The following is a 21,127-nucleotide window of genomic DNA, read 5'->3' on the forward strand; positions in this document are numbered from 1 at the left end:
TTTAGAGCATTGTTTCCATAATCAAATCTGCTAACTGTTCTGCCTCTTTTTCTATGATTGCCTGATCTTTTCCTTCTATCATAACACGAACCAACGGTTCTGTTCCAGATGGACGAATCAAAACTCTTCCTTCTCCCGCAAATCGTTTTTCCAGATTTTCTATTGCCTGTGCGATTTCAGGATATTCCATATAATTTTCTTTTTTATGGTTTGGCACCTTTGCATTTACCAGTGCCTGTGGTAAAACTTCCATTACCTTAGACAGTTCCGAAAGTTTTTTATTGGTCTTTACCATCACTTCTAACAGATGTAAAGCACTGAGCAATCCGTCTCCTGTTGTATTTTCATCCAGGAAAATAATATGCCCGGATTGTTCTCCTCCGATATTATAACCATTTTTTCTCATATTTTCCAGTACATATCGATCTCCAACCTTGGTTTGTTCGATATGAATTCCGTTTTTCTCTCCCATAATGGAAAAACCAAGGTTACTCATAATCGTTCCTACAATGGTATTTTTCTTAAGTTTTCCATTATCTTTCATATAATTTCCGATAATCGCCATTACCTGATCACCGTCTACAATATTTCCTTTTTCATCCACCGCAAGCATACGGTCTGCATCGCCGTCAAAAGCAAGACCAACATCTGCCTTTTCAAACACAACTCTTGCTCGCAATTCATCCATGTGTGTTGACCCGCAGTTTGCATTAATATTGGTTCCATCCGGTTCTACATGAATCGGCACTAAGTTCGCTCCTAATCCTTTCAATGTTTCCACTGCTGTATAATAAGACGCACCTTCTGCACAATCCGCAACAATTTTCAAATTACTTAAATCAATCGGTACGGTATTTTTTATAAAAGAAATATATTCTTCTTTGGCATCAAAACGATAAGACACCTTTCCAATTCCGGAACCGATTGGCATTGTCACATCTTTCATTCCATTTTTTATCAGTGCTTCTATTTCGTCTTCTAACACATCAGAAAGCTTATATCCTTCTCCGTTAAAAAACTTAATGCCGTTAAATTCCATCGGATTGTGTGACGCTGAAATCACAACTCCCGCATCCACTTTAAGCTTTTTGGTAAGATATGCAATCGCAGGTGTTGGTATAACGCCCATATATACAGCATTTGCCCCTACGGAACAGATGCCGGCCATTAATGCATTTGCCAACATGCCACCGGAAATTCTTGTGTCACAACCTACAATAATTGTGGGTTGATGTTCTTTTTCTTTGGTGAGAACATAAGCTCCTGCCTGCCCTAATTTCATTGCAAGTTCAATTGTTAATTCTGTTCCTGCTACACCACGCACACCATCTGTGCCAAACATTCTTGCCATTTTAATTACCTCTTCTACTATCTTCCACCTACGGAAGTATTTCTACTATTTTGATCATTACTTGAATTATCTGTATTGCTATTATCTGTATTATTGCTATTATCTTCCTCAGTTTTATCCGCTTCTTTATCCCGTATGTTAATCTGCACACTTACATTTCCTATGATTTCATATTTTTCACCATTAATTGTAAGTGCCAATTGAACCGTATGCGCCCCCGGTGATAAATCACTTGCATCTATACTCGCCTGTACACTTCCTATATCAAAGGAATCGATATCATCCTGTGACGCTCTTATTGTCAACGGAACTGTTGTTACATTGGAATTATATGTTAATTCATAGCTATCCGGCAATCCTTCCACCGATATATTGGCAACCGGCAAATTAAACACTCTGGTTTCCTTTGATACTATTAATGCCTTTATTGCAATCTGGGTTACTTCATCATCCACCAGAGACACCCCATCTGGAAGATAGGTAGTAATATCAATTGTATTTTCTACATTTCCGGTTGCTCCTGTAATGTCAATCACTTCTTCCGGAATAGTAATTGCACTCATGGTATTTAAAATCTCCGCTTCACCTTTTACTGTAACTTTTTGCGGTGCATACTCCAATCCTTTATATTCGTATCCATCTGCCGGTTCTCCTGTAACATCGCAGTGTATCGGCAATGTTTTGGTTCCTAAAATATTGGCTTTAATGCTTACCGTAGACTGATTCGTCTCTAATAAATCTGAAGAAATTACATTTCCCTCTTCATCGTAAAGTACCGGAACTACATTATCTGTTACATCACTTGATATTCCGTTTACATTAATGGTAGCCGTTACCTTATTGATTTTGGACACAACAGACTCCGGTCCTGAAACCGTTAATAAGTTTGGCGTTACCTCTACATCGCCAATTGCGCAACCATCTGCCGGTGTTCCTGTGGTAACCGGTGATATTACAAAGTTCTTTTCCGCATAGTCATCCAATGTAACCTGCATGTTCACTGTCTTCTGATGTATGGTAATATATTTTTCATATTTCTTCGCAGTTACTTCGATTCGTACCAGTTTTATTTCATCCTCATCTGCCAAATCCACCTGGCTCAAATCTGCTGTTACTGTAAAATCATCCGCATTCATACCTTCCACATAACTTCTTGGACCTGTAATGTAAAAGCTAGCTACGTCGGTATCTCCTACTACATCCGGTACCTTTCCCATTTTTTCGATAACATCCTTATTTTGGATTGTTACAGGAACTGAAAATGTCTTTGTGCCATCCGGATCAGCAATATTGACCACTACCAACCAAAGTGCAATAGAAAATAAGATGGATAAAAGCTTCAAGCCAAAATTATTTGTCAACCGTTTCATTAGTTTCTTGAACATTCTTCATCCTCCTTTTCCATATTCTAAAACGTGCTACATCCATAGAACCTTTTCGGATAAAGTTTAATTTTCCTCGCAGATATTCTGCATCTACATTTCGATACAATTCGCCTCCGATAGCAATTGATACATTTCCGGTTTCTTCTGAAACTACAATCGTCAACGCATCACTCACCTCACTGATACCTACCGCAGCACGATGTCTTGTTCCCAATTCCTTACTCAAGCCCATGTTATCCGAAAGCGGGAGATAACATGTTGCAGAAACAATTCTTTCTCCACGCACAATAATAGCACCATCGTGTAATGGTGTGTTATGCTCGAATATATTAATTAACAACTGACTGGACACCAGGGAGTCCAGTTTTATTCCGGTTCTTTCATATTCTCCTAACACAATATTCTGTTCAATTACAATCAGTGCACCGGTCTTTACTTTTGCCATTTCATAGCATGCCTTAACAATCTCATTTGCAGTACGTTCGCTAAAACGCTCCTGATTTTTTTGAGATTCAAAAGAAAACAGCGATGTAAAAAAGCTTTTCTGTCCTAATTGTTCTAATGCTCTTCGCAATTCCGGCTGAAAAACAATAACAATTGCAATCACCATAACGTTAATGGTTTTAGAAACAATCCACAGAATCGTATTCATCTGGAACATAGCTGCTAACATAACAAACATAACAACTACAATGATTCCCTTTAATAAATTCCATGCTCGCGTCTTTTTAAACCATACCAGAATTTTATATACCAGGAATGAAATAATAATAATTTCTACAACATCTATTTTTCCTATTTGCGGACTATTAATCCAAAATAGATACTTAGATGCAAATGCATTCAAAGTCGCAAATAAATTATCTATCATTCTTCTCATTCCCTTCTATTTTATATTCTGTAATTCTAATCAAATAAATCTTCGTCTATATCTAATTCTTCTGCTAATTCTCTGCGATTAATTCTCTCTTTTTTCGGTGTGATTTGTTTTACCTTTTTCTGTTTTTCCGCTAAATACACCTTTGGCACCGCTTTTACATAATAATAATATTCATCATCCTCAAACTGCACACGTTCTACCCTGGAGTAATCCAGATTGTATAAGAAAAACTCCAGTAACAACGCCACAACTGTGGATAATATAATTCCACCTATTACCCATGGAATCTCACTATTATTTTGCATCAAAAGATATCCAATCGTTAATAGTGCAAGTTCTACTGCATTCCCAACAATTGTTGCTACTCTCCAGGCATGATTGATGTTCATTTTACGAATTGCATATACTGTCAAAGCCGTGATACCCATAGTTGCAATCACTAAGAACATTTCATAATTCTTTGTTAAAATTTCCAGTGCCATTGTTGCCTTGGAAATTTTTTCCTTATCATCTGACACTGTAAAGTTTCCAATGTTATTTTGTACACCCTTTACATAATAAAAGGTAATCACTCCGCAAACCATAGACAAATATGCAGATGGTCCTCGTAATAGTCCCAAGGATACCGGTACTGCTTCCGGCAAACGGAAAGAACACATAATCGGTGTTATCAGAGTACTATAACCATTCTTCGGCGCAAACTTATAATACATAAAAAACATCAAAACAAATAAGCCAACTGCTACCAGACACACTTCAACGCCCAGTGACCATAAATGTACCAAAATCAACAGCACTCCTATAATAACACTTCCATTGATTGGCAAAAAGGCACAAAGCAATGCTAATATCAATGGTACTGCCAAATTATCTAATTCTTCCATATATCCCATTTTGCTATTAATGAGCCAAAATGCAATAAATGCTAAAATGAATTTTACACAAGTTACTACATATATTTCATATTTTCCATAAAAATCTCGCAACTTTTCGCGCAATTCTAATATGCTTGTCATTTTCAGTCCTCCAACGTCTGTAATTTTTCTTCTTTTTCCTGAAGCTTCATTACTTTTTTGAGATCTGCATGATACTTTTTCATTTCCTCTGTGGCTTTTGTATATTTACGACTATATACAACCACAGTAATAATCTCATATAAAACAATAAAGGAAATATATAATACCAATATTAAAATACCGAATCGTGGCAAATCTGTTGCTGCCACTTTTTTCATTATATTTTCTATATTATACATCCCCCAAAACAATAATAGAATACAAAAGGATATTGTAGATGATATGAAACTTCTTATCATCTGATAACTGATATAATCCTTGCGATAATATTGCTTTACAGGCATGTCTTCTTTTCCTTCACCTGCTTCATAAGATGCCATTCTAGTCATAATACAAATACGTTCTTCATCTAACATTTGTCTCACCATCCATCTTTTTGAAGTCACTCTTTTTTATTATAGCACACATTCCCGCATTAGGTAAAGAGTTTCCTATGATTGAACAAAGAGCGTTTTTTATGCAATAGGAAATTGCGTCCTATTGCATAAAAAACTGCCGCTATGGCGGCAGTTTTCCTTAGTTATCAAGAAATCGCATTCTATCTTTTTCATGCGTTGTTTTTTTAGGCTCTTTCTTTACCGGTTTTTTAATTGCTCCACTTAATTCATTATGTAATGATGTTTTACACTTATCGCAAAATCTACCGGTAAGAATTGGTGCTCCACAATTTTCACATTCTACTGTAATTTGTGATTCTGACGTAAATGTTAATCTTTCTTCTCTTACCCACTGTTTTATCTGTTTCACAGTTACATCATTGTCTTCTGCAATTTGATTAAGCTGAGCCTTTGGATTCTCACGCAAATACTCTTTTACTTCTTGAAATTTCTTTTCCAAATCAGCTACACACGCCGGACATAATGGTGGTCCCTGCAAATAATTAAAGAGTCTTCCACACCCTTTACAATTTTTTACTTCCATATCTCTTCCTCCTAATATCCTCTTCCGATACAGACGCTCACACAATAAACTTGTTCTATACCGGTTCTTTTTAACTCTAGTGCAGCCTCATTCATCGTACTGCCCGTAGTATATATATCGTCTACTAATAAGATATGTTTTAATTGTACTCTATTTTCCTGCGTTTTAAAAGCTTTTTTCAAATTATTTTTGCGTTCTCCATCTCCAAGATTCTTCTGAGCTCTTGTTTTTCTTACTCTTTTGAGATAATCAGGATATACTGTGATACCCATTTCCCGTCCGATTTCTCTTGCTAATAGCTCTGCCTGATTATAACCACGTTTTCGTTTTCTTGCCTTGTGAAGCGGTATGGGAATAATTGCTTCTATTCTGTTTTTTTCAATCCATTCTCCATATACCCTTACTATTTCACTGCCATAATAGCGAGCATATTCTTGTCGATTCTGATATTTAAATCGATACATGGATTGTTTCACTTTTCCTTCATACAGCCACAACGCCTTTCCCTGCGTAAAAACTCTGCTCTGTTTCTGACAATCATAACAATACTCAGCCCTATGATTCTCTATAGGTTTTCCGCATTTTTTACATACAGGTTCCTGTATGTATTTTGGTATTTCTCTGCACTTTAAGCAACACGACTGTGTTTCTAAAAAAACAGAAGAAAACATTGCCTTATCGCAAATGGGACACCTGCGAGGAAATAATAGCTGTATGATATTTTCTTTTTTGACTTTCATATCATTTCAAAAGTCTCTCAAACAGATTTGATACTAACACATTTTTCCTGCATATTCTATAAAATTTTTCTTAATATTTCTTAACCTTTGCAATTCTTTCTCTATCTTTCTTCCTGCAATCTCATTTTTAATCCGGTATATCTGCGCTGTTCACTGACGTTTCCAATCATTTCTTGGAAGGTTACATCGTTTCCAACCAACGTCACACACTTTTTTGCACGAGTTACTGCCGTATACAAAAGATTTCGGTTCATCAGCATTCTCGGTCCCGTCAGTAACGGAATCACCACTGCCGGATACTCGCTTCCCTGGGACTTATGTATGGTAATGGCATATGCCAACTCCAACTCATCCAGTTGTTTAAAAGAATATTCCACCATTCTTCCTTCATCAAATTCAATGGTCATGTTTTCCTGATAAGCATTAATACTGCGAATCACACCCATGTCTCCATTGAATATTCCCAATCCCTTATCAATTGCCAAGCCATACTTGCTACGAATCTCCCATTCTATCTGATAATTGTTTTTCACCTGCATGACCTTATCACCCTCACGAAAAACAACTCCACCATGCTCTTTTTCCTTCTTCTTATCGTCTGCCGGATTCAGATATTGCTGTAAAATACTATTTAAACGTTCCACGCCCAAAAGTCCTTTTCGCATGGGAGTTAATACCTGAATATCAAATGGGGTAGCATCTACAAACTTAGGCAGCTTCTGTTGAATCAATTGGATAACAATACTAATAATGACATTGGCATCATACCGCTTCAGGAAAAAGAAGTCCATGCTCTTATTATCCAAAACTACTTCTTCACCACGATTTATTTTATGAGCATTTACAATAATGTCACTTTGGGCTGCCTGACGGAAAATTTTATTTAAACGCACCACATGAAAACGTTGGGATTCAATAATATCTTTTAGCACGCTTCCCGGACCTACACTGGGCAACTGATTCACATCTCCTACTAAAATCAGACGTGTTCCCGCTGCCACTGCTTTAAGCAAGGCACACATTAAGGTAATATCCACCATAGACATTTCATCTATGATAATCACATCTGTCTCCAAGGGATTTTGCTCGTTTCTTTCAAATCCTGCATTTTCTTCCATTCCGCCATTTAATTCCAGCATACGATGAATGGTTCTTGCTTCAAATCCCGTGGTTTCGCTCATTCTTTTTGCTGCTCGTCCGGTTGGTGCTGCCAGAAAAATATCCATTCCTTCCATTTCAAAGTATCGAATAACCGCATTAATTGTGGTGGTTTTTCCTGTTCCCGGACCTCCGGTAATTACCACAAGACCGTTTCGTACCGCCTCTTTCACTGCTTCTTTTTGCAGTTCATCCAGTTCCATTTCCGTACTTTGTTCAATTTTTCTGATTCTCTCATTTATTTCGATTTCCGGAACATCATAGGAAACATCCAACTGTTCTAACATGGTTGCTGTATTTGCTTCCATATAATAGTAAGTGGCTGCATATATATACTGCTGTCCATCATTCTCCTTTAATACCAGTTTTTTATCTATGGCAAGATTCATGTAATGTTTTTCGATATATTCCGGTTCTACATCTAAAAGCTCACTAGCCCGAACCGTAAGCTCTTTCGTAGGAAGGCAGGTATGTCCTTCTGCCGCTGCCTGCAACAATGTATACAATATACCGCTTCGAATACGATAATCCGAATCTGTGTGAATTCCTATTTTCGATGCAATCTCGTCTGCAATGCGAAATCCAACTCCCTGAATATCATCTGCCAAACGATATGGGTTTTCCTTTAAAATGCGGTATAAATCCTGTCCGTATGTTTGATATATCTTTACTGCTAATGTCTGAGAAATTCCATACTGCTGTAAGAAAATCATTGCCTGGCGAAGTTCTCTCTTTCCTTCTACCTGTTCTGCAATTTCCATTGCTTTTCGTTCGCTAATTCCTTTTACTTCTACCAATCGTTCCGGTTCTTCTTCTATAATACGAAAAGTATCTTCTTTGAATCTTCTTACAATACGAGCAGCCAGGGCAACTCCAACACCTTTTACAGCTCCGGAACCCAGATATCTCTCAATAGACATCAAATCCTCCGGTGCTTTTATTTCAAATGACTCTGCTTTTAACTGTAATCCGTAAGAAGGATGTGTGGTATATTCTCCCTTGACTTCGATACTTTCACCTTCTGAAATTCCATGAAAAATCCCCACGCAGGTTACTTCTCCATCTTCACATGCCAGATTCAAAACTGTGTAACCATTATCTCTATTCTGATATACTATATGTTCTACATAACCCGCTAATATTTCCAATGTAATATTCTCCACTTTCTAAAAATGTTTTTCCTATTGCATTCCCATTGCATAAAAAAGAGTCTGCTCGCCGGACTCTTTCGCGCCCGAGCGGTGTCATTTATGACTAAGTTCCTATTGCATAAGAAAAAGAATTCCGTAAACGGAATTCTTTTCTCTTTTATTTTATTATAAATTATAATTACGTTTCATTTGTTCATACAAAGTCTGGGCAATTCCAAGTCCCTGACCCTCTGTTGAATTCTCTGCCATGACTTGAACCATTTGCTCCTTATAATAATCCTGTATCTGCTTTGTATAGGAAGAAGTATCATCATCTGATTCCGGTATCATTTTCTGCATAGCTTTAAACATCTGCTCTGTAAAATATGATTCAAAATCCTTACACACTTCCATCAGTTCATCATCAGATGCATTGGAAAAATCTGACTTCAATGTTTCTTCTAATTTACTGGTATTTTCAGAAACATTATTTGTATTATATAATGCACTGATATTATCTATTGAAAGACTCATATGTATCGCACTTCCTTTCCGCTATGGAAATTATCTCTTCAACTGATTTGCCTGTCCAAGCATATCATCTGCTGCCTGTATTGCCTTTGAATTCATTTCATACGCTCTCTGTGCTACAATCAAATTTACCATTTCATCTGCCACCTGAACGTTAGAACCTTCCAAATAGCCTGCAAGCACTTTACTCGGTTTAATATTTACAGCTGTTGCTTCATTGATTGCTACACCTGATGCATCTGTAACTGCCAATAAACTTCCGGACATTTTTTCAAGTCCTGCCGGATTATTAAACTGATATACTCCAATCTGCTGGTTTAAGGAAACATAATTTCCCACTGCATCCTGATATCCGAATTGTCCATCTGTGGAAACCACTAACTTGCTGGTATTTACACCTGCCGGTATGTTAATAGGATTTCCATTGCTGTCCAATACTGCATATCCTTCGGAAGTTACCAATGTTAAGGATCTATCCGCATTTACACTTAATTTGAAATCTCCGTTACGAGTATAATATGTGCCGCCATCTGCTCCTCGTACTGCAAAGAATCCATCTCCATCAATTGCAAAAGCTGTATCACTTTCACTTTCTGTTACAGCTCCTTGTTTAAAGCTAGAAGTGATAGATGCCACTCTTGTTCCCAATCCAACCTGTGCCGGAATCGGCTTTTGTTCTCCATTCGCAGATGTGGTTCTTGTCTGAAGTGTTTGATATAACAAGGACTTAAATTCTGCCTTTTCATTTTTATATCCTACGGTATTTACATTCGCAAGATTGTTTGCAATGGTATCTACTGCTGTCTGCTGGGAAATCATTCCAGATGCCGCAGACCATAATGATCTCATCATATTACTTCGGCCCCTTTCTATACACTACCAATATTATTAACTGCTTTATCCAAAGTTTCATCTATGGACTGAATAATCTTCTGATTGCTTTCATAAGCTCTTGAGATTGTAATCATCTCTACCATTTCAGAAACTACATTTACATTAGACATTTCCAGTGAACCTTGTACCACTTTTGCCTGAGAAGGAGTTGCCTGACCTCCGTTGACTAAGTTATACATATTTTCACCATATTTTTCCAAATAGTCATAGTTTGCAAAATCAACAACACCAATTTGTCCAAGCTGTACACCATTCTGATATAAATAACCCTGTTCATCCACAACAAGCTTTACATTCGGGTCTACACGGATATATCCATTCTGTCCCGGATTTCCAGCATTGGCTGCTGCCTGGTTCAAAACATAGTCACCATCTTTTGTCACCAGATATCCTTCACGATTTACGGTAAACGCTCCGTCTCTTGTATACTTCACAGATGTTTCTCCGTTTTTATTTGTAAAGGATATTGCAAAAAATCCATCCCCATCTAATGCCATGTCATATACATTATCGGTCACTCTGAAAGATCCTTGATCATAATCGGTATAATTTTCTCCGATTTTTACTCCAAGGCTAATACCACCCAACTTTTTCGGCAAGTTATAATCGGAAGTATCTTTAATCTTAATCGCTAAAGTATCAGCAAAGGATTGTGAGGTTGTTCCCTCTTTCTTATATCCGTTTGTTGCTGAGTTTGCCAGGTTATTTGTAAGAACATCCAATCTGTTCTGCTGATTTACCATACCTGTGTATGCTGTATATAACCCTTTTACCATGTAAAAACTCCTTTCTCCTTGTTAAAAGCTTATTCGTCTCTTTTGCCTGCTAAAAACTCTACATATTTTCCAGTTCCGATTGCAACGCATGTCATCGGTTCTTCTGCAGTCATTGTATTAATTCCTGTTCTGTCTTCAATCAATTCCTCTAATCCGCGAAGCAATGCACCACCACCGGTTAATACAATACCTCTGTCTGCAACGTCTGCTGCAAGTTCTGGCGGAGTTTTCTCCAATACGCTGTGAACAGCTTCTACGATTTGAAGTGTTGACTCTCTTAATGCTTCTTCTGTTTCTTCGGATGATACAGTAACTGTTTTCGGAAGACCTGTTACTAAATTACGTCCTCTTACATCCATGGTGTCATTCTGTGCCAGTGGGAAACAGGTTCCGATTTTTATTTTAATATCTTCTGCGGTTCTTTCACCAATCAAAAGATTATGTTTCTTTCTCATATAACGTACGATTGCTTCGTCAAAATCATCTCCTGCAATCTTAACAGAAGTACTTACAACTGTTCCCTGTAAGGAAATAACTGCAATATCTGCTGTACCGCCTCCGATATCTACAATCATATTTCCACAAGGCTTAGAAATATCTATTCCTGCTCCAATTGCTGCTGCAATGGGTTCTTCAATAATCTCTACCGCTCTTGCACCTGCCTGATAAGTTGCATCTTCTACTGCCTTTTTTTCTACTTCTGTTACACCACTTGGAACACAAACACTAATGCGTGGCTTACGGAAAGTTTTCTTACCCAGTGCCTTCTGGATAAAATATCTTAACATCTGCTCTGTTACTTTATAATCTGAAATTACACCCTGGCGAAGTGGTCTTACTGCAATAATATTTCCCGGAGTTCTTCCAAGCATCAATCTTGCTTCTTCACCAATTGCCTTAATCTTATGTGTATCTCTGTCAAAAGCTACAACGGACGGCTCTTTTAATACAACGCCTTTTCCTTTTATATATACAAGGATACTTGCTGTTCCCAAGTCAATTCCAATATCTGTCGAAATCATGTCTGTTCCCCTTTCGTCTCTATCTGAACATACTAATTCTATTTTTCCATATATATCTATATTATATACAATAACAACGGATTTTTAAAGCATTTTTTTCTAAAATATAAAAAAACGTCTATTTTTAAATATCCCTAAATAGTTTCTTAAAAAAGTTTATGAATTTTTTATACTTTTTCTAGTTTTTTTTCTGTTTTTTCACACATACGTCACATTCTCCCGTTATACTTGTAAACGTACTAGCTAATAAGCTAATATAATTTTTCATAACTCATGCTTCCTGGGTTCGTAAGAACTCAGGAGGTACTCCCCGAAAGTAATGGCTGTCCGTAATGGACAGCTTTTTTTATACAATAGAAAATTGCGTCCTATTGCACAAAAACAAAAGAGTCCAGTGGACTCTTTCTTCTTATGATTTCAAATATTTTTTTATATATTTTCCGGTATAGGACTCTGGCACTTTGGCAACTTCTTCCGGTGTTCCCTTCGCTACTACCGTTCCGCCACCATCGCCGCCTTCCGGTCCCATATCAATGATATAATCCGCGGTTTTAATCACATCCAGGTTATGTTCGATGACTACTACTGTATTTCCGCCTTCTGCAAGACGCTGTAATATTTCTGTCAGTTTGTGAACATCTGCGAAATGGAGTCCGGTAGTTGGTTCATCCAAAATATAGATTGTCTTTCCGGTACTGCGTTTACTTAATTCTGTTGCCAGTTTGATACGCTGCGCTTCTCCACCTGACAATTCGGTAGATGGCTGTCCCAAACGTATATAGGACAATCCCACATCATAAAGCGTCTGTATCTTTCGATGAATGGATGGTACATTTTCAAAGAATTCCAAGGCTTCTTCTACTGTCATATTCAACACGTCGTAAATATTTTTCCCTTTATATCTTACTTCCAATGTCTCACGATTATATCGTTGTCCATGACACACTTCACAAGGCACATACACATCCGGGAGAAAATGCATTTCAATCTTTAAAATACCATCTCCGGAACATGCCTCACAACGACCGCCTTTTACATTAAAACTAAATCTGCCCTTGGCATATCCTCTTGCCTTGGCATCCGGTGTTGCAGCAAACAAGTCACGAATCTGGTCAAACACACCGGTATAGGTTGCCGGATTGGAACGTGGCGTTCTGCCAATCGGAGACTGGTCAATATCTATCACCTTATCCAACTGTTCCAGTCCTTCCATTGCCTTATGTTTTCCCGGAATGGTTCTTGCCCGGTTCAAATCACGCGCCAATCGCTTATACAAGATTTCATTGGTAAGGGATGACTTTCCGGAACCGGATACTCCGGTAATGCAAGTCATAACGCCAAGAGGAATATTTACATTAATATTTTTCAGGTTATTTTCCTGTGCTCCTTTGATTTTCAACCAACCGGTAGGTTTTCTTCGTTTCTCCGGAACCGGAATCTTAATTCTTCCACTAAGGTATGCCCCTGTGATAGAGTTTGGATTTTTCATGATTTCTTCTGCGGTTCCTTCTGCTACCAATTGTCCACCGTGTTCTCCTGCTCCCGGTCCGATATCCACAATGTAGTCCGCTTCTCGCATGGTATCTTCATCATGTTCTACCACAATCAACGTATTTCCCAAGTCTCTAAGATTTTTCAAAGTAGCTAACAACTTATCATTATCTCTCTGATGAAGTCCGATACTTGGTTCATCCAAAATATAGGCAACTCCTACCAATCCGGAGCCAATCTGAGTTGCTAATCGGATTCTCTGCGCCTCTCCACCGGAAAGTGTTCCTGTTGCACGAGATAATGTGAGGTATTCCAGCCCTACATCTACCAAAAATCCAACTCTTGCCTTAATTTCCTTTAAAATCTGATCACCGATTAAATGTTGCTGTTTGGTTAACTCTATATTTTCCAAAAATACCTGCAAATTCTTAATGGACATAGAGGTTACTTCATGAATATTTTTCCCTGAAACAGTAACAGCTAACGACTCTCGTTTCAAACGCTGTCCCCCACAGACCGGACAAGGCGTAATTCGCATAAATGTCTCGTATTCCTGCTTGATGGTCTCTGAACCAGTTTCCCGATATCTTCTCTGTACGTTTCGAATTAACCCTTCAAACGCCACATCATAGACACCTTCGCCTCTCTGTCCTTTATAGTATACTTTTACTACCTTTCCATCCGTTCCATGAATCAGCATGTGTTGTACTTTCTTTGGTAAATCCTGATAAGGTGTATTTAAATCAAACTTATATTCCTCTGATAACGCCTTTAGTGTAGCATAGGTATAGCTGGAAGGATCTGTGCAAGACTGCCATCCGATTACCTGTATGGCTCCTTCTGCAATACTCAAAGACTTATCCGGTATCATTAAGTCTTCATCAAATTCCATTTTATATCCCAGACCAAAACACTCCGGGCAGGCACCGAATGGGTTATTGAACGAGAAACTTCTCGGCTCAATTTCATCGATGCTGATTCCGCAATCCGGACAGGAAAAGCTTTGGGAAAAATGAATCGGTTCTCCTCCTATTACATCTACTGTCATCAAACCCTCTGCCAAATCCAACACGCTTTCCACAGAATCTGTCAAACGTTTTTCAATTCCTTCTTTGACTACCAGACGGTCTACCACAATATCAATGTTGTGCTTAATGTTCTTTTCCAATGGTATCTCTTCGGACAATTCATAGGTATTTCCATCTACCTGCACACGAACATAACCACTACGTTTTGCCTGCTCTAACAACTTCTGGTGTGTTCCTTTTCTTCCGCGAACTACCGGTGCCAGTAATTGAATCTTGGTTCGTTCCGGCAATGCCATGATTTGGTCTACCATCTGATCTACGCTTTGCTTTTTTATCTCTTTTCCACATTTTGGACAGTGTGGAATACCCACTCTGGCATACAGCAAACGAAAATAGTCATATATTTCCGTTACTGTTCCAACCGTAGAACGAGGGTTGCGGTTTGTGGACTTTTGGTCAATAGATATTGCCGGGGAAAGTCCCTCTATCTTTTCTACATTTGGCTTTTCCATCTGTCCTAAAAACTGCCTTGCATAGGAGGACAGGGATTCCATATAGCGTCTCTGTCCTTCTGCATATATGGTGTCAAATGCTAGAGAAGATTTACCGGAACCGCTTAATCCGGTAAGCACCACTAATTCATTTCTTGGAATATCTACGTCAATATTCTTCAGATTATGTTCATTGGCTCCTCGTATTTTTATATATTTTCTTTCTGACATTTTGTACTCCTTTTTTTATATCATTACATATCCTGTAAATTCTTCTTTAGTTCAATCATCTTGTCACGCAACTCTGCTGCCGCTTCGAAGTTCAATTCTGCCGCTGCCTTTTGCATCTTCTTTTGTACTTCTGCAATCAGTTTTTCTAATTCTTTCTTGCTCATAGACTCCGGATCTTTCTTAAATTCCACTTCCTCTTTTGCAACTTTCTTAGAAATACTAATCAAATCTCTTACAGACTTTTTGATTGTCTGAGGAGTAATTCCATGCTCCTCATTATATTTTTGCTGAATACTGCGTCGTCGATTCGTTTCATCTATAGCAACCCGCATAGAGTCCGTAATGGAATCGGCATACATGATTACATGTCCTTCTGAGTTACGGGCAGCTCGTCCGATTGTCTGAATCAATGATGTTTCAGAACGCAGGAATCCTTCCTTATCTGCATCTAAAATTGCTACTAATGTGATTTCCGGAATATCCAGTCCTTCTCGCAAAAGGTTGATTCCCACCAATACATCAAACACATCCAGACGTAAGTCTCGAATTATCTCTGCACGCTCTAGGGTATCAATATCGGAATGAAGATACTTGACACGAATTCCAACTTCTCGCATATAATCTGTCAAATCTTCTGCCATTTTCTTGGTAAGTGTGGTAATGAGTATCTTGTGCTTTTTCGCAATCTCTTTGTTTACTTCTCCCAGCAAATCATCAATCTGTCCCTCTACCGGTCTGACTTCTACTTCCGGGTCAAGCAGACCTGTCGGTCTGATAATCTGCTCTGCCCGTAACAATTCATGCTCTTTTTCGTAAACATTTGGTGTTGCAGATACAAAAAGCATCTGGTCTATTTTTCCCTCAAACTCATCGAAATTCAAAGGTCGGTTATCCTTGGCTGACGGCAAACGAAATCCATAATCTACCAGTGTGTTCTTTCTGGACTGGTCACCTGCATACATTCCACGAATCTGTGGAATTGTAATGTGGGACTCATCCACAATCATCAAAAATTCTTCCGGGAAATAATCTAACAATGTATTGGGCGGTACTCCCGGTGCTAATCCTGCAAGGTGTCTGGAATAGTTTTCAATTCCACTACAAAATCCTGTTTCTCGCAGCATTTCAATATCAAAGTTTGTTCGTTCTGCGATTCGTTGTGCTTCTAATAATTTATCTTCACTTTTAAAATACTTTACCCGTTCTTCCAGTTCTTTTTCAATTTCAACTGTTGCCTGATTGATTTTTTCCTGTGGTACTACATAGTGAGATGCCGGAAAGATACTAATATGCTCCAGGCGATTTTTCACTTCTCCGGTCAGCACATCAATTTCTGTAATACGGTCTATTTCATCCCCAAAAAACTCTACTCGAACTGCGGTTTCTCCTCTATCAGCAGGAAAAATCTCCAATACATCTCCCCTTACACGAAAGGTTCCTCGCTGAAAATCCATATCATTTCTGGTATACTGCGTATCAATCAACGCGCGAATCACTTCGTCTCTGTCTTTTTCCATTCCAGGTCTTAAGGAAACCATCATTTTCTCGAAGTTCTCCGGCTCACCCAAACCATAGATACAAGACACACTGGATATAATGATAACATCCTTTCGTTCTATTAGTGCTGCTGTGGCAGAAAGACGTAATTTATCTATTTCTTCATTTACAGAAGAGTCCTTGGCAATATAGGTATCACTGGACGGAACATAGGCTTCCGGTTGATAGTAATCGTAATAGGAGACAAAATACTCCACGGCATTTTCCGGAAAAAATTCCTTGAATTCTCCGTAAAGCTGTGCCGCCAGTGTTTTATTATGTGCAATGATTAACGTTGGCTTATTCAGTTGTTGAATGACATTTGCCATGGTAAATGTCTTACCTGAACCGGTAACTCCCAACAGGGTTTCAAACTGATTCCCCTCCTTAAAGCCCTTTACCAGTTCTTCAATAGCGCGTGGCTGATCACCGGTGGGCTGATACTGGGAATGTAATTTAAAATGATCCATATAATACTCCTAGTTCTGTATATTTGTACTATTCGTTTTAATATTTATTCTCTTAGTATTATTACCCATCTAGTATATCATTTAAAATAAAAAAAGTACAGTATTTTTCGAATGTTTGTTCTGTTTCACCTGATAAAGAAATACATAGCCGATTGATTCAAGCAACGAACCAGTCGGCTATGCATTTCTTTAATTATAAAAATCTATATCACCAAATATTCTCTTTCATTCTAATTTTATACATTTTCAGATATACGCATAGAATTTTATTGCAACACGTTTATCACCCCATTTGGTAATAGTTTCTCTATTTCCTTAATATTTTCTTTTCTTTTTTCCTCTGTCATTGTGGGACTAAAACGAATTACTAACTCATCAAAAGCATTTTCTTTCAATTTAATTGCCATTTTAGGAAAAAACAATTCTTTTGGTAATATATCATGAGTTGTTCCTATTCCCACTTTTAAACGTACCTCTTTTTCAGTTGTCCAATCCTTATCATATACCTCTGAGTTTTTCCCTTTACATAAGCCGTGCGTATTTTTTATTATTCCTACAACACTTGGTGTAATAAATCTTACCCCTTTTAAAATACCATCACCTATATCCAAAGCACATTCGCCTGACATTTCTTTTTTTAACTCATCATCATACACTATTTGATAAAACCCAAAATCCCAGAAAAAATATGGATTGCAAACCCTTTTGTGCTTTTTCAACATAAGGCATGCAGCCTCTAATGCCTCATCAAATTTACTATATATTTTAAAATCAATATCTTCAACCTTTTCTCCTGGTCTCCACATTAACTCTGCTTCTCTTAGCACCCAGTCTTGTTTAAACCCATAAAGAACACCATTTTCTCCATCACCGTATTCCCCCCAATGTTCCTTCAGAATATTATCCTCATATGTAAAACATGCCACAAAAAATGATTTTTCAAATTCCGGAACATTTATTCTTTTTACTTCCTCTGCATCATTTACAGTCTTAAGATTAGACAGCCATATTTCTTTGCTTTTCAATATATTTTTCAATGCTTCAATGTTTGTACATTGATACAACCATTTATATTTTTTAGCAGCCTCTTTCGATTCATAAATAAATTTATTATTTTTTATCAAATCCTGACTCTCCACTTTTGCACCTACTAAATTTCCCATTCTCCTTCTCCTAACTCATTTCTTTACTCTTCTTTTATAATATTTGCTATATACAGATATTTTGTACTTCAACCAACAAATATTACTAATCATTCAATAACTCTTGACTAATCTTCAAAGAAGATACTTGAAATGTAATTTAACACACCATATATAAGTTGTTTATTATAACATAATGCCAAAAAAGCAACTTGGATATTAAAATATAAATTTCCAAATCGCTTTTCTTTACTTTACATATTCAATCGAATAACTGCAACCATTATAGCTCTGAGTGAATATCGCTGCACCATCTCTACATCTAACAATTTTCCACTTTCTATATCGACTTTGAATTTTCTTCCCCAAAAATCAGTTGCACATAAACTTGTGGAATTTTTAATAACACAATATATCTATTGTTTACCCTTTCTCCCCCCTCTTAATCGGAGTGCTAATGTTTTCGTTATTACAAATTATTTTTACTCTCAATTATCATTGAATTAATGCCCTTAAAAAGAGCATCTCTAACAACTTCTGTATAATTATTATAACTTGAATCATTTTTCATAAGTAAATCAACCACTTCCTTTAATTTTCCATCTATAATAATTGTTATTCCCTGTACTTTTTCTCCTGTCTTATCATTTTCAAATTCTTCATTAAGAATTGTAACTGTATTACTCTCCATGTCCATTCTCTCCTATTAAATTTCTACCATTTTCATCAATCCAATATCTTTGATTTTGAGGTATCTCCTCTTCAAAATTTTGATATTTTCCACTCCATCCATCCGGGACAAAATCCTCAAAAGATTCTGGTTCCGCATAATTTGACTTAAGAACTTTATTTTCAAAATCTATTAAAATCGAAGGATTGTATGCTAGTTTTTCATTATAATTTTTTTCATTCAGTAGCATTTTTTTTAATTCTCCAACCGCTACTCTATACTCTTTTATATTATCCAAAAATTTTTTTTGTGTCAATTCATCAATTATTTTTATACCAAATCTAAGAGTATCATCAACAAAAATATCATATCCCTTTTTACGATATGCTTCCTCTAACTTGCTATAATCTAAAAAGCAAAAATCTTTATCAAGAATATACCATTCTATACAACCATCATGTTTAATTGCTACTACAATATTTTCTGCATATATAGGTTTCATCATATCTCATGCCTCCTTTAAGGATTTATTATTCTTGCATTTCCTCCATATTCTTCAAGCCATTCTATCCATGGTGCAGGAAGTTCATAACACTTTCCCGGAGTTGTAACGTCAGTAATTTTGGGTGCTGTTCCTCCTTGATTTAATGGATTTCTCTTATAGTTAATTTGTGGAATCGCATTTTCTTGCAAAAAATCATCAAACCATTTAGGGACTTCTACTTCTACAATTTGTGCATCTCCACCTCTCTTGTTCCAAAAATACTCAGCATGCTCACCATTATCAATACTTATACTTAAATTCGCATCTTTATTTGGTATTGCAATTGTTCCATCTTCATTAACTTCTATTCTGACTTGACTTGCATTGTTTCCCTTTCCCCCTTGTACTCGTCTATATATAATAGTATCATTATTACTCTTTACCCTATTCCCCGAAATATTAAACCTCGCATCTACTCCATTCAATCCCCGTCCAGTGGCTCCACTGGCTATCATACCTGCTACCACGCTAGCTGTCTGACTTCCGGTTACCCTCATGGTGACATCGGAAGCTCCTGCTCCCGCCATCATGGCTATTCCTTCCTTTGCCACGGTTGTCACTCCGGAACGGAACGTCAGATTTCCTACTCTCGCTGCCTGACTGATTGGGATAAATGCCGAAGAAGCAAAGGCAAATACATTTTCTGTAAGGTAATACGCATCTTCATTTCCCTGAAATACCACACTTTTCAGATAGTTAATAGAGGTGCTGTCAATATCTCCTATGCTTCCATAATAGATATCCTGTGCTCCTTCAATGGAATCTGCCACTCCAAAGGCAATTGTTCCACCTCCTGCTGTCCAGCCGGCTGCTACGATTGGGGTTGCGGCTCCACCACTGGCTACAATACATACAGTTCCACCTACCACAAGGAATACTCCTCCTACCGTTTTCCAGATTCCCTGTGTCTCTCTGGCATCTGCCGCATCCCTTAGTCCCTGTTCATTGTTCCAGATTTCATCATAGATTCCTTTGTAGGTTTCATGGTTCTGATAACAGTTCTGGCTAAGGCTGGCTAAGGCATACACCTCTGCATCCTGATAAAAGCTGTTGCTTTCGTAGTTCGTTATGTCTATACTTCCGATTTTGCTGACACAGTTTTTCAATCCACTTATCAAAAGCTCTGCTGACTGCTCCAGTGCTGTCACTGTGGTTTGCTCCTGTGTTTCAATATCCGTAAGAAAATTTAACAGTTCCTGGTCTATCTGCTGGTGTATTTTAAATACGCCATTGGTATCCGGGTGACTGACCTGATAAATATCCGATACCTCTCCCAGTTTTCGGTTTACCTTATCTGCATACTCTTCCGTATCCAGCGCATTTCCATTTAATTTGGTACGAAATGCCTTGATTTCTTCCTCCGGAAGTACAAAGTTGGTACTGCTGTCTATCTCATAATAACCTGCTTTATATAATATCAGGTTGTCCAGAATGTTCTGGGCGGTCACCTTAAAACTGGAAAGCAGGGTGATATGTACTTCGTTCATGTAGTTTTTGATAGAGTTTGCAGCTTCTCCCTGAAAGGCTGTACTGGTTATAAAATCATTGATACTGTTTTCACAGTACCCAATGTCTTCTATCAGTGTTTCCAGTTTTTCTTTATATTCCCACAACAGGTTATAAATGTCAATGTATTTGATTACAAATCCGCTCATCTGTC

The 21,127-nt window shown here is 37.6% G+C and carries 18 protein-coding genes and 1 pseudogene; all 19 read right to left on the reverse strand.

The genetic code is table 11. The features are described from left to right. Position 1 precedes the first annotated feature (1 nt). Positions 2-1,351, reverse strand: coding sequence for a phosphoglucosamine mutase (glmM, locus tag KQI83_RS13840; protein WP_216559299.1), 1,350 nt, complete (start codon positions 1,349-1,351; stop codon positions 2-4). Positions 1,352-1,368: 17 nt separating this feature from the next. Next, positions 1,369-2,736 carry a CdaR family protein gene (locus KQI83_RS13845; protein ID WP_216559302.1) on the reverse strand — a complete coding sequence of 456 codons (1,368 nt, stop codon included), beginning with the start codon at positions 2,734-2,736 and terminating at the stop codon, positions 1,369-1,371. Then, positions 2,702-3,607 (reverse strand): diadenylate cyclase CdaA, encoded by a 906-nt coding sequence (gene cdaA / locus KQI83_RS13850; protein WP_216559304.1) that lies wholly within the window; start codon positions 3,605-3,607, stop codon positions 2,702-2,704. The genes KQI83_RS13845 and cdaA overlap by 35 nt, the downstream gene beginning before the upstream one ends. A gap of 35 nt (positions 3,608-3,642) precedes the next feature. Next, on the reverse strand, positions 3,643-4,632 hold the full coding sequence (locus KQI83_RS13855; RefSeq protein ID WP_216559306.1) for a hypothetical protein: 990 nt from the start codon (positions 4,630-4,632) through the stop codon (positions 3,643-3,645). A 2-nt stretch (positions 4,633-4,634) separates the two neighbouring features. After that, complete coding sequence (locus KQI83_RS13860; RefSeq protein WP_216559308.1) at positions 4,635-5,048, reverse strand: hypothetical protein; 414 nt, start codon at positions 5,046-5,048, stop codon at positions 4,635-4,637. 160 nt (positions 5,049-5,208) lie between these two features. Further along, complete coding sequence (locus KQI83_RS13865; protein WP_216559310.1) at positions 5,209-5,613, reverse strand: class I tRNA ligase family protein; 405 nt, start codon at positions 5,611-5,613, stop codon at positions 5,209-5,211. A gap of 11 nt (positions 5,614-5,624) precedes the next feature. After that, positions 5,625-6,077 (reverse strand): ComF family protein, encoded by a 453-nt coding sequence (locus KQI83_RS16855; RefSeq protein ID WP_253295655.1) that lies wholly within the window; start codon positions 6,075-6,077, stop codon positions 5,625-5,627. Positions 6,078-6,155: 78 nt separating this feature from the next. Beyond that, positions 6,156-6,353: pseudogene (locus KQI83_RS17235) on the reverse strand (double zinc ribbon domain-containing protein); the annotation flags it as partial. 101 nt (positions 6,354-6,454) lie between these two features. Further along, complete coding sequence (gene recD2, locus KQI83_RS13875) at positions 6,455-8,659, reverse strand: SF1B family DNA helicase RecD2 (RefSeq protein ID WP_216559314.1); 2,205 nt, start codon at positions 8,657-8,659, stop codon at positions 6,455-6,457. Between the two features lie 168 nt (positions 8,660-8,827). After that, complete coding sequence (locus KQI83_RS13880) at positions 8,828-9,175, reverse strand: rod-binding protein (protein WP_216559316.1); 348 nt, start codon at positions 9,173-9,175, stop codon at positions 8,828-8,830. A gap of 30 nt (positions 9,176-9,205) precedes the next feature. After that, complete coding sequence (locus KQI83_RS13885) at positions 9,206-10,024, reverse strand: flagellar hook-basal body protein (RefSeq protein WP_216559318.1); 819 nt, start codon at positions 10,022-10,024, stop codon at positions 9,206-9,208. Between the two features lie 17 nt (positions 10,025-10,041). Then, entirely contained in the window at positions 10,042-10,842 is an 801-nt protein-coding gene (locus tag KQI83_RS13890) for a flagellar hook-basal body protein (RefSeq protein ID WP_216559320.1), read from the reverse strand. A gap of 29 nt (positions 10,843-10,871) precedes the next feature. After that, positions 10,872-11,864: a rod shape-determining protein gene (locus tag KQI83_RS13895; protein WP_216559322.1), complete on the reverse strand. Its 993-nt coding sequence runs from the start codon at positions 11,862-11,864 to the stop codon at positions 10,872-10,874. A 409-nt stretch (positions 11,865-12,273) separates the two neighbouring features. Continuing rightward, on the reverse strand, positions 12,274-15,105 hold the full coding sequence (uvrA, locus tag KQI83_RS13900) for an excinuclease ABC subunit UvrA (RefSeq protein WP_216559324.1): 2,832 nt from the start codon (positions 15,103-15,105) through the stop codon (positions 12,274-12,276). A 23-nt stretch (positions 15,106-15,128) separates the two neighbouring features. Next, positions 15,129-17,111 carry an excinuclease ABC subunit UvrB gene (gene uvrB, locus KQI83_RS13905; protein WP_216559326.1) on the reverse strand — a complete coding sequence of 661 codons (1,983 nt, stop codon included), beginning with the start codon at positions 17,109-17,111 and terminating at the stop codon, positions 15,129-15,131. Between the two features lie 266 nt (positions 17,112-17,377). Continuing rightward, a complete protein-coding gene (locus tag KQI83_RS13910; RefSeq protein ID WP_216559328.1) occupies positions 17,378-18,274 on the reverse strand; it encodes a hypothetical protein in 897 nt (298 codons plus the stop codon). Between the two features lie 448 nt (positions 18,275-18,722). Further along, positions 18,723-18,944, reverse strand: a complete 222-nt coding sequence (locus KQI83_RS13915; protein ID WP_253295639.1) for a hypothetical protein — start codon at positions 18,942-18,944, stop codon at positions 18,723-18,725. Beyond that, on the reverse strand, positions 18,934-19,428 hold the full coding sequence (locus KQI83_RS13920) for a hypothetical protein (RefSeq protein WP_216559332.1): 495 nt from the start codon (positions 19,426-19,428) through the stop codon (positions 18,934-18,936). The genes KQI83_RS13915 and KQI83_RS13920 overlap by 11 nt, the downstream gene beginning before the upstream one ends. A 14-nt stretch (positions 19,429-19,442) precedes the next feature. Next, on the reverse strand, positions 19,443-21,122 hold the full coding sequence (locus tag KQI83_RS13925; RefSeq protein WP_216559334.1) for a T7SS effector LXG polymorphic toxin: 1,680 nt from the start codon (positions 21,120-21,122) through the stop codon (positions 19,443-19,445). Between the last annotated feature and the right edge of the window lie 5 nt (positions 21,123-21,127).

The sequence above is a fragment of the Roseburia sp. MSJ-14 genome (assembly GCF_018918225.1).
Lineage (GTDB): Bacteria > Bacillota > Clostridia > Lachnospirales > Lachnospiraceae > Petralouisia.

Coding starts and splice junctions, on each gene's coding strand:
- KQI83_RS13895 (WP_216559322.1), bottom strand. CDS start 11,864: ATGATTTCGACAGATATTGGAATTGACTTGGGAACAGCAAGTATCCTT.
- uvrB (WP_216559326.1), bottom strand. CDS start 17,111: ATGGATCATTTTAAATTACATTCCCAGTATCAGCCCACCGGTGATCAG.
- KQI83_RS13845 (WP_216559302.1), bottom strand. CDS start 2,736: ATGTTCAAGAAACTAATGAAACGGTTGACAAATAATTTTGGCTTGAAG.
- KQI83_RS13915 (WP_253295639.1), bottom strand. CDS start 18,944: ATGGAGAGTAATACAGTTACAATTCTTAATGAAGAATTTGAAAATGAT.
- KQI83_RS13890 (WP_216559320.1), bottom strand. CDS start 10,842: ATGGTAAAAGGGTTATATACAGCATACACAGGTATGGTAAATCAGCAG.
- KQI83_RS13860 (WP_216559308.1), bottom strand. CDS start 5,048: ATGTTAGATGAAGAACGTATTTGTATTATGACTAGAATGGCATCTTAT.
- KQI83_RS13920 (WP_216559332.1), bottom strand. CDS start 19,428: ATGATGAAACCTATATATGCAGAAAATATTGTAGTAGCAATTAAACAT.
- KQI83_RS13885 (WP_216559318.1), bottom strand. CDS start 10,024: ATGATGAGATCATTATGGTCTGCGGCATCTGGAATGATTTCCCAGCAG.
- uvrA (WP_216559324.1), bottom strand. CDS start 15,105: ATGTCAGAAAGAAAATATATAAAAATACGAGGAGCCAATGAACATAAT.
- KQI83_RS16855 (WP_253295655.1), bottom strand. CDS start 6,077: ATGTATCGATTTAAATATCAGAATCGACAAGAATATGCTCGCTATTAT.
- KQI83_RS13910 (WP_216559328.1), bottom strand. CDS start 18,274: ATGGGAAATTTAGTAGGTGCAAAAGTGGAGAGTCAGGATTTGATAAAA.
- KQI83_RS13880 (WP_216559316.1), bottom strand. CDS start 9,175: ATGAGTCTTTCAATAGATAATATCAGTGCATTATATAATACAAATAAT.
- glmM (WP_216559299.1), bottom strand. CDS start 1,351: ATGGCAAGAATGTTTGGCACAGATGGTGTGCGTGGTGTAGCAGGAACA.
- cdaA (WP_216559304.1), bottom strand. CDS start 3,607: ATGATAGATAATTTATTTGCGACTTTGAATGCATTTGCATCTAAGTAT.
- KQI83_RS13855 (WP_216559306.1), bottom strand. CDS start 4,632: ATGACAAGCATATTAGAATTGCGCGAAAAGTTGCGAGATTTTTATGGA.
- KQI83_RS13865 (WP_216559310.1), bottom strand. CDS start 5,613: ATGGAAGTAAAAAATTGTAAAGGGTGTGGAAGACTCTTTAATTATTTG.
- KQI83_RS13925 (WP_216559334.1), bottom strand. CDS start 21,122: ATGAGCGGATTTGTAATCAAATACATTGACATTTATAACCTGTTGTGG.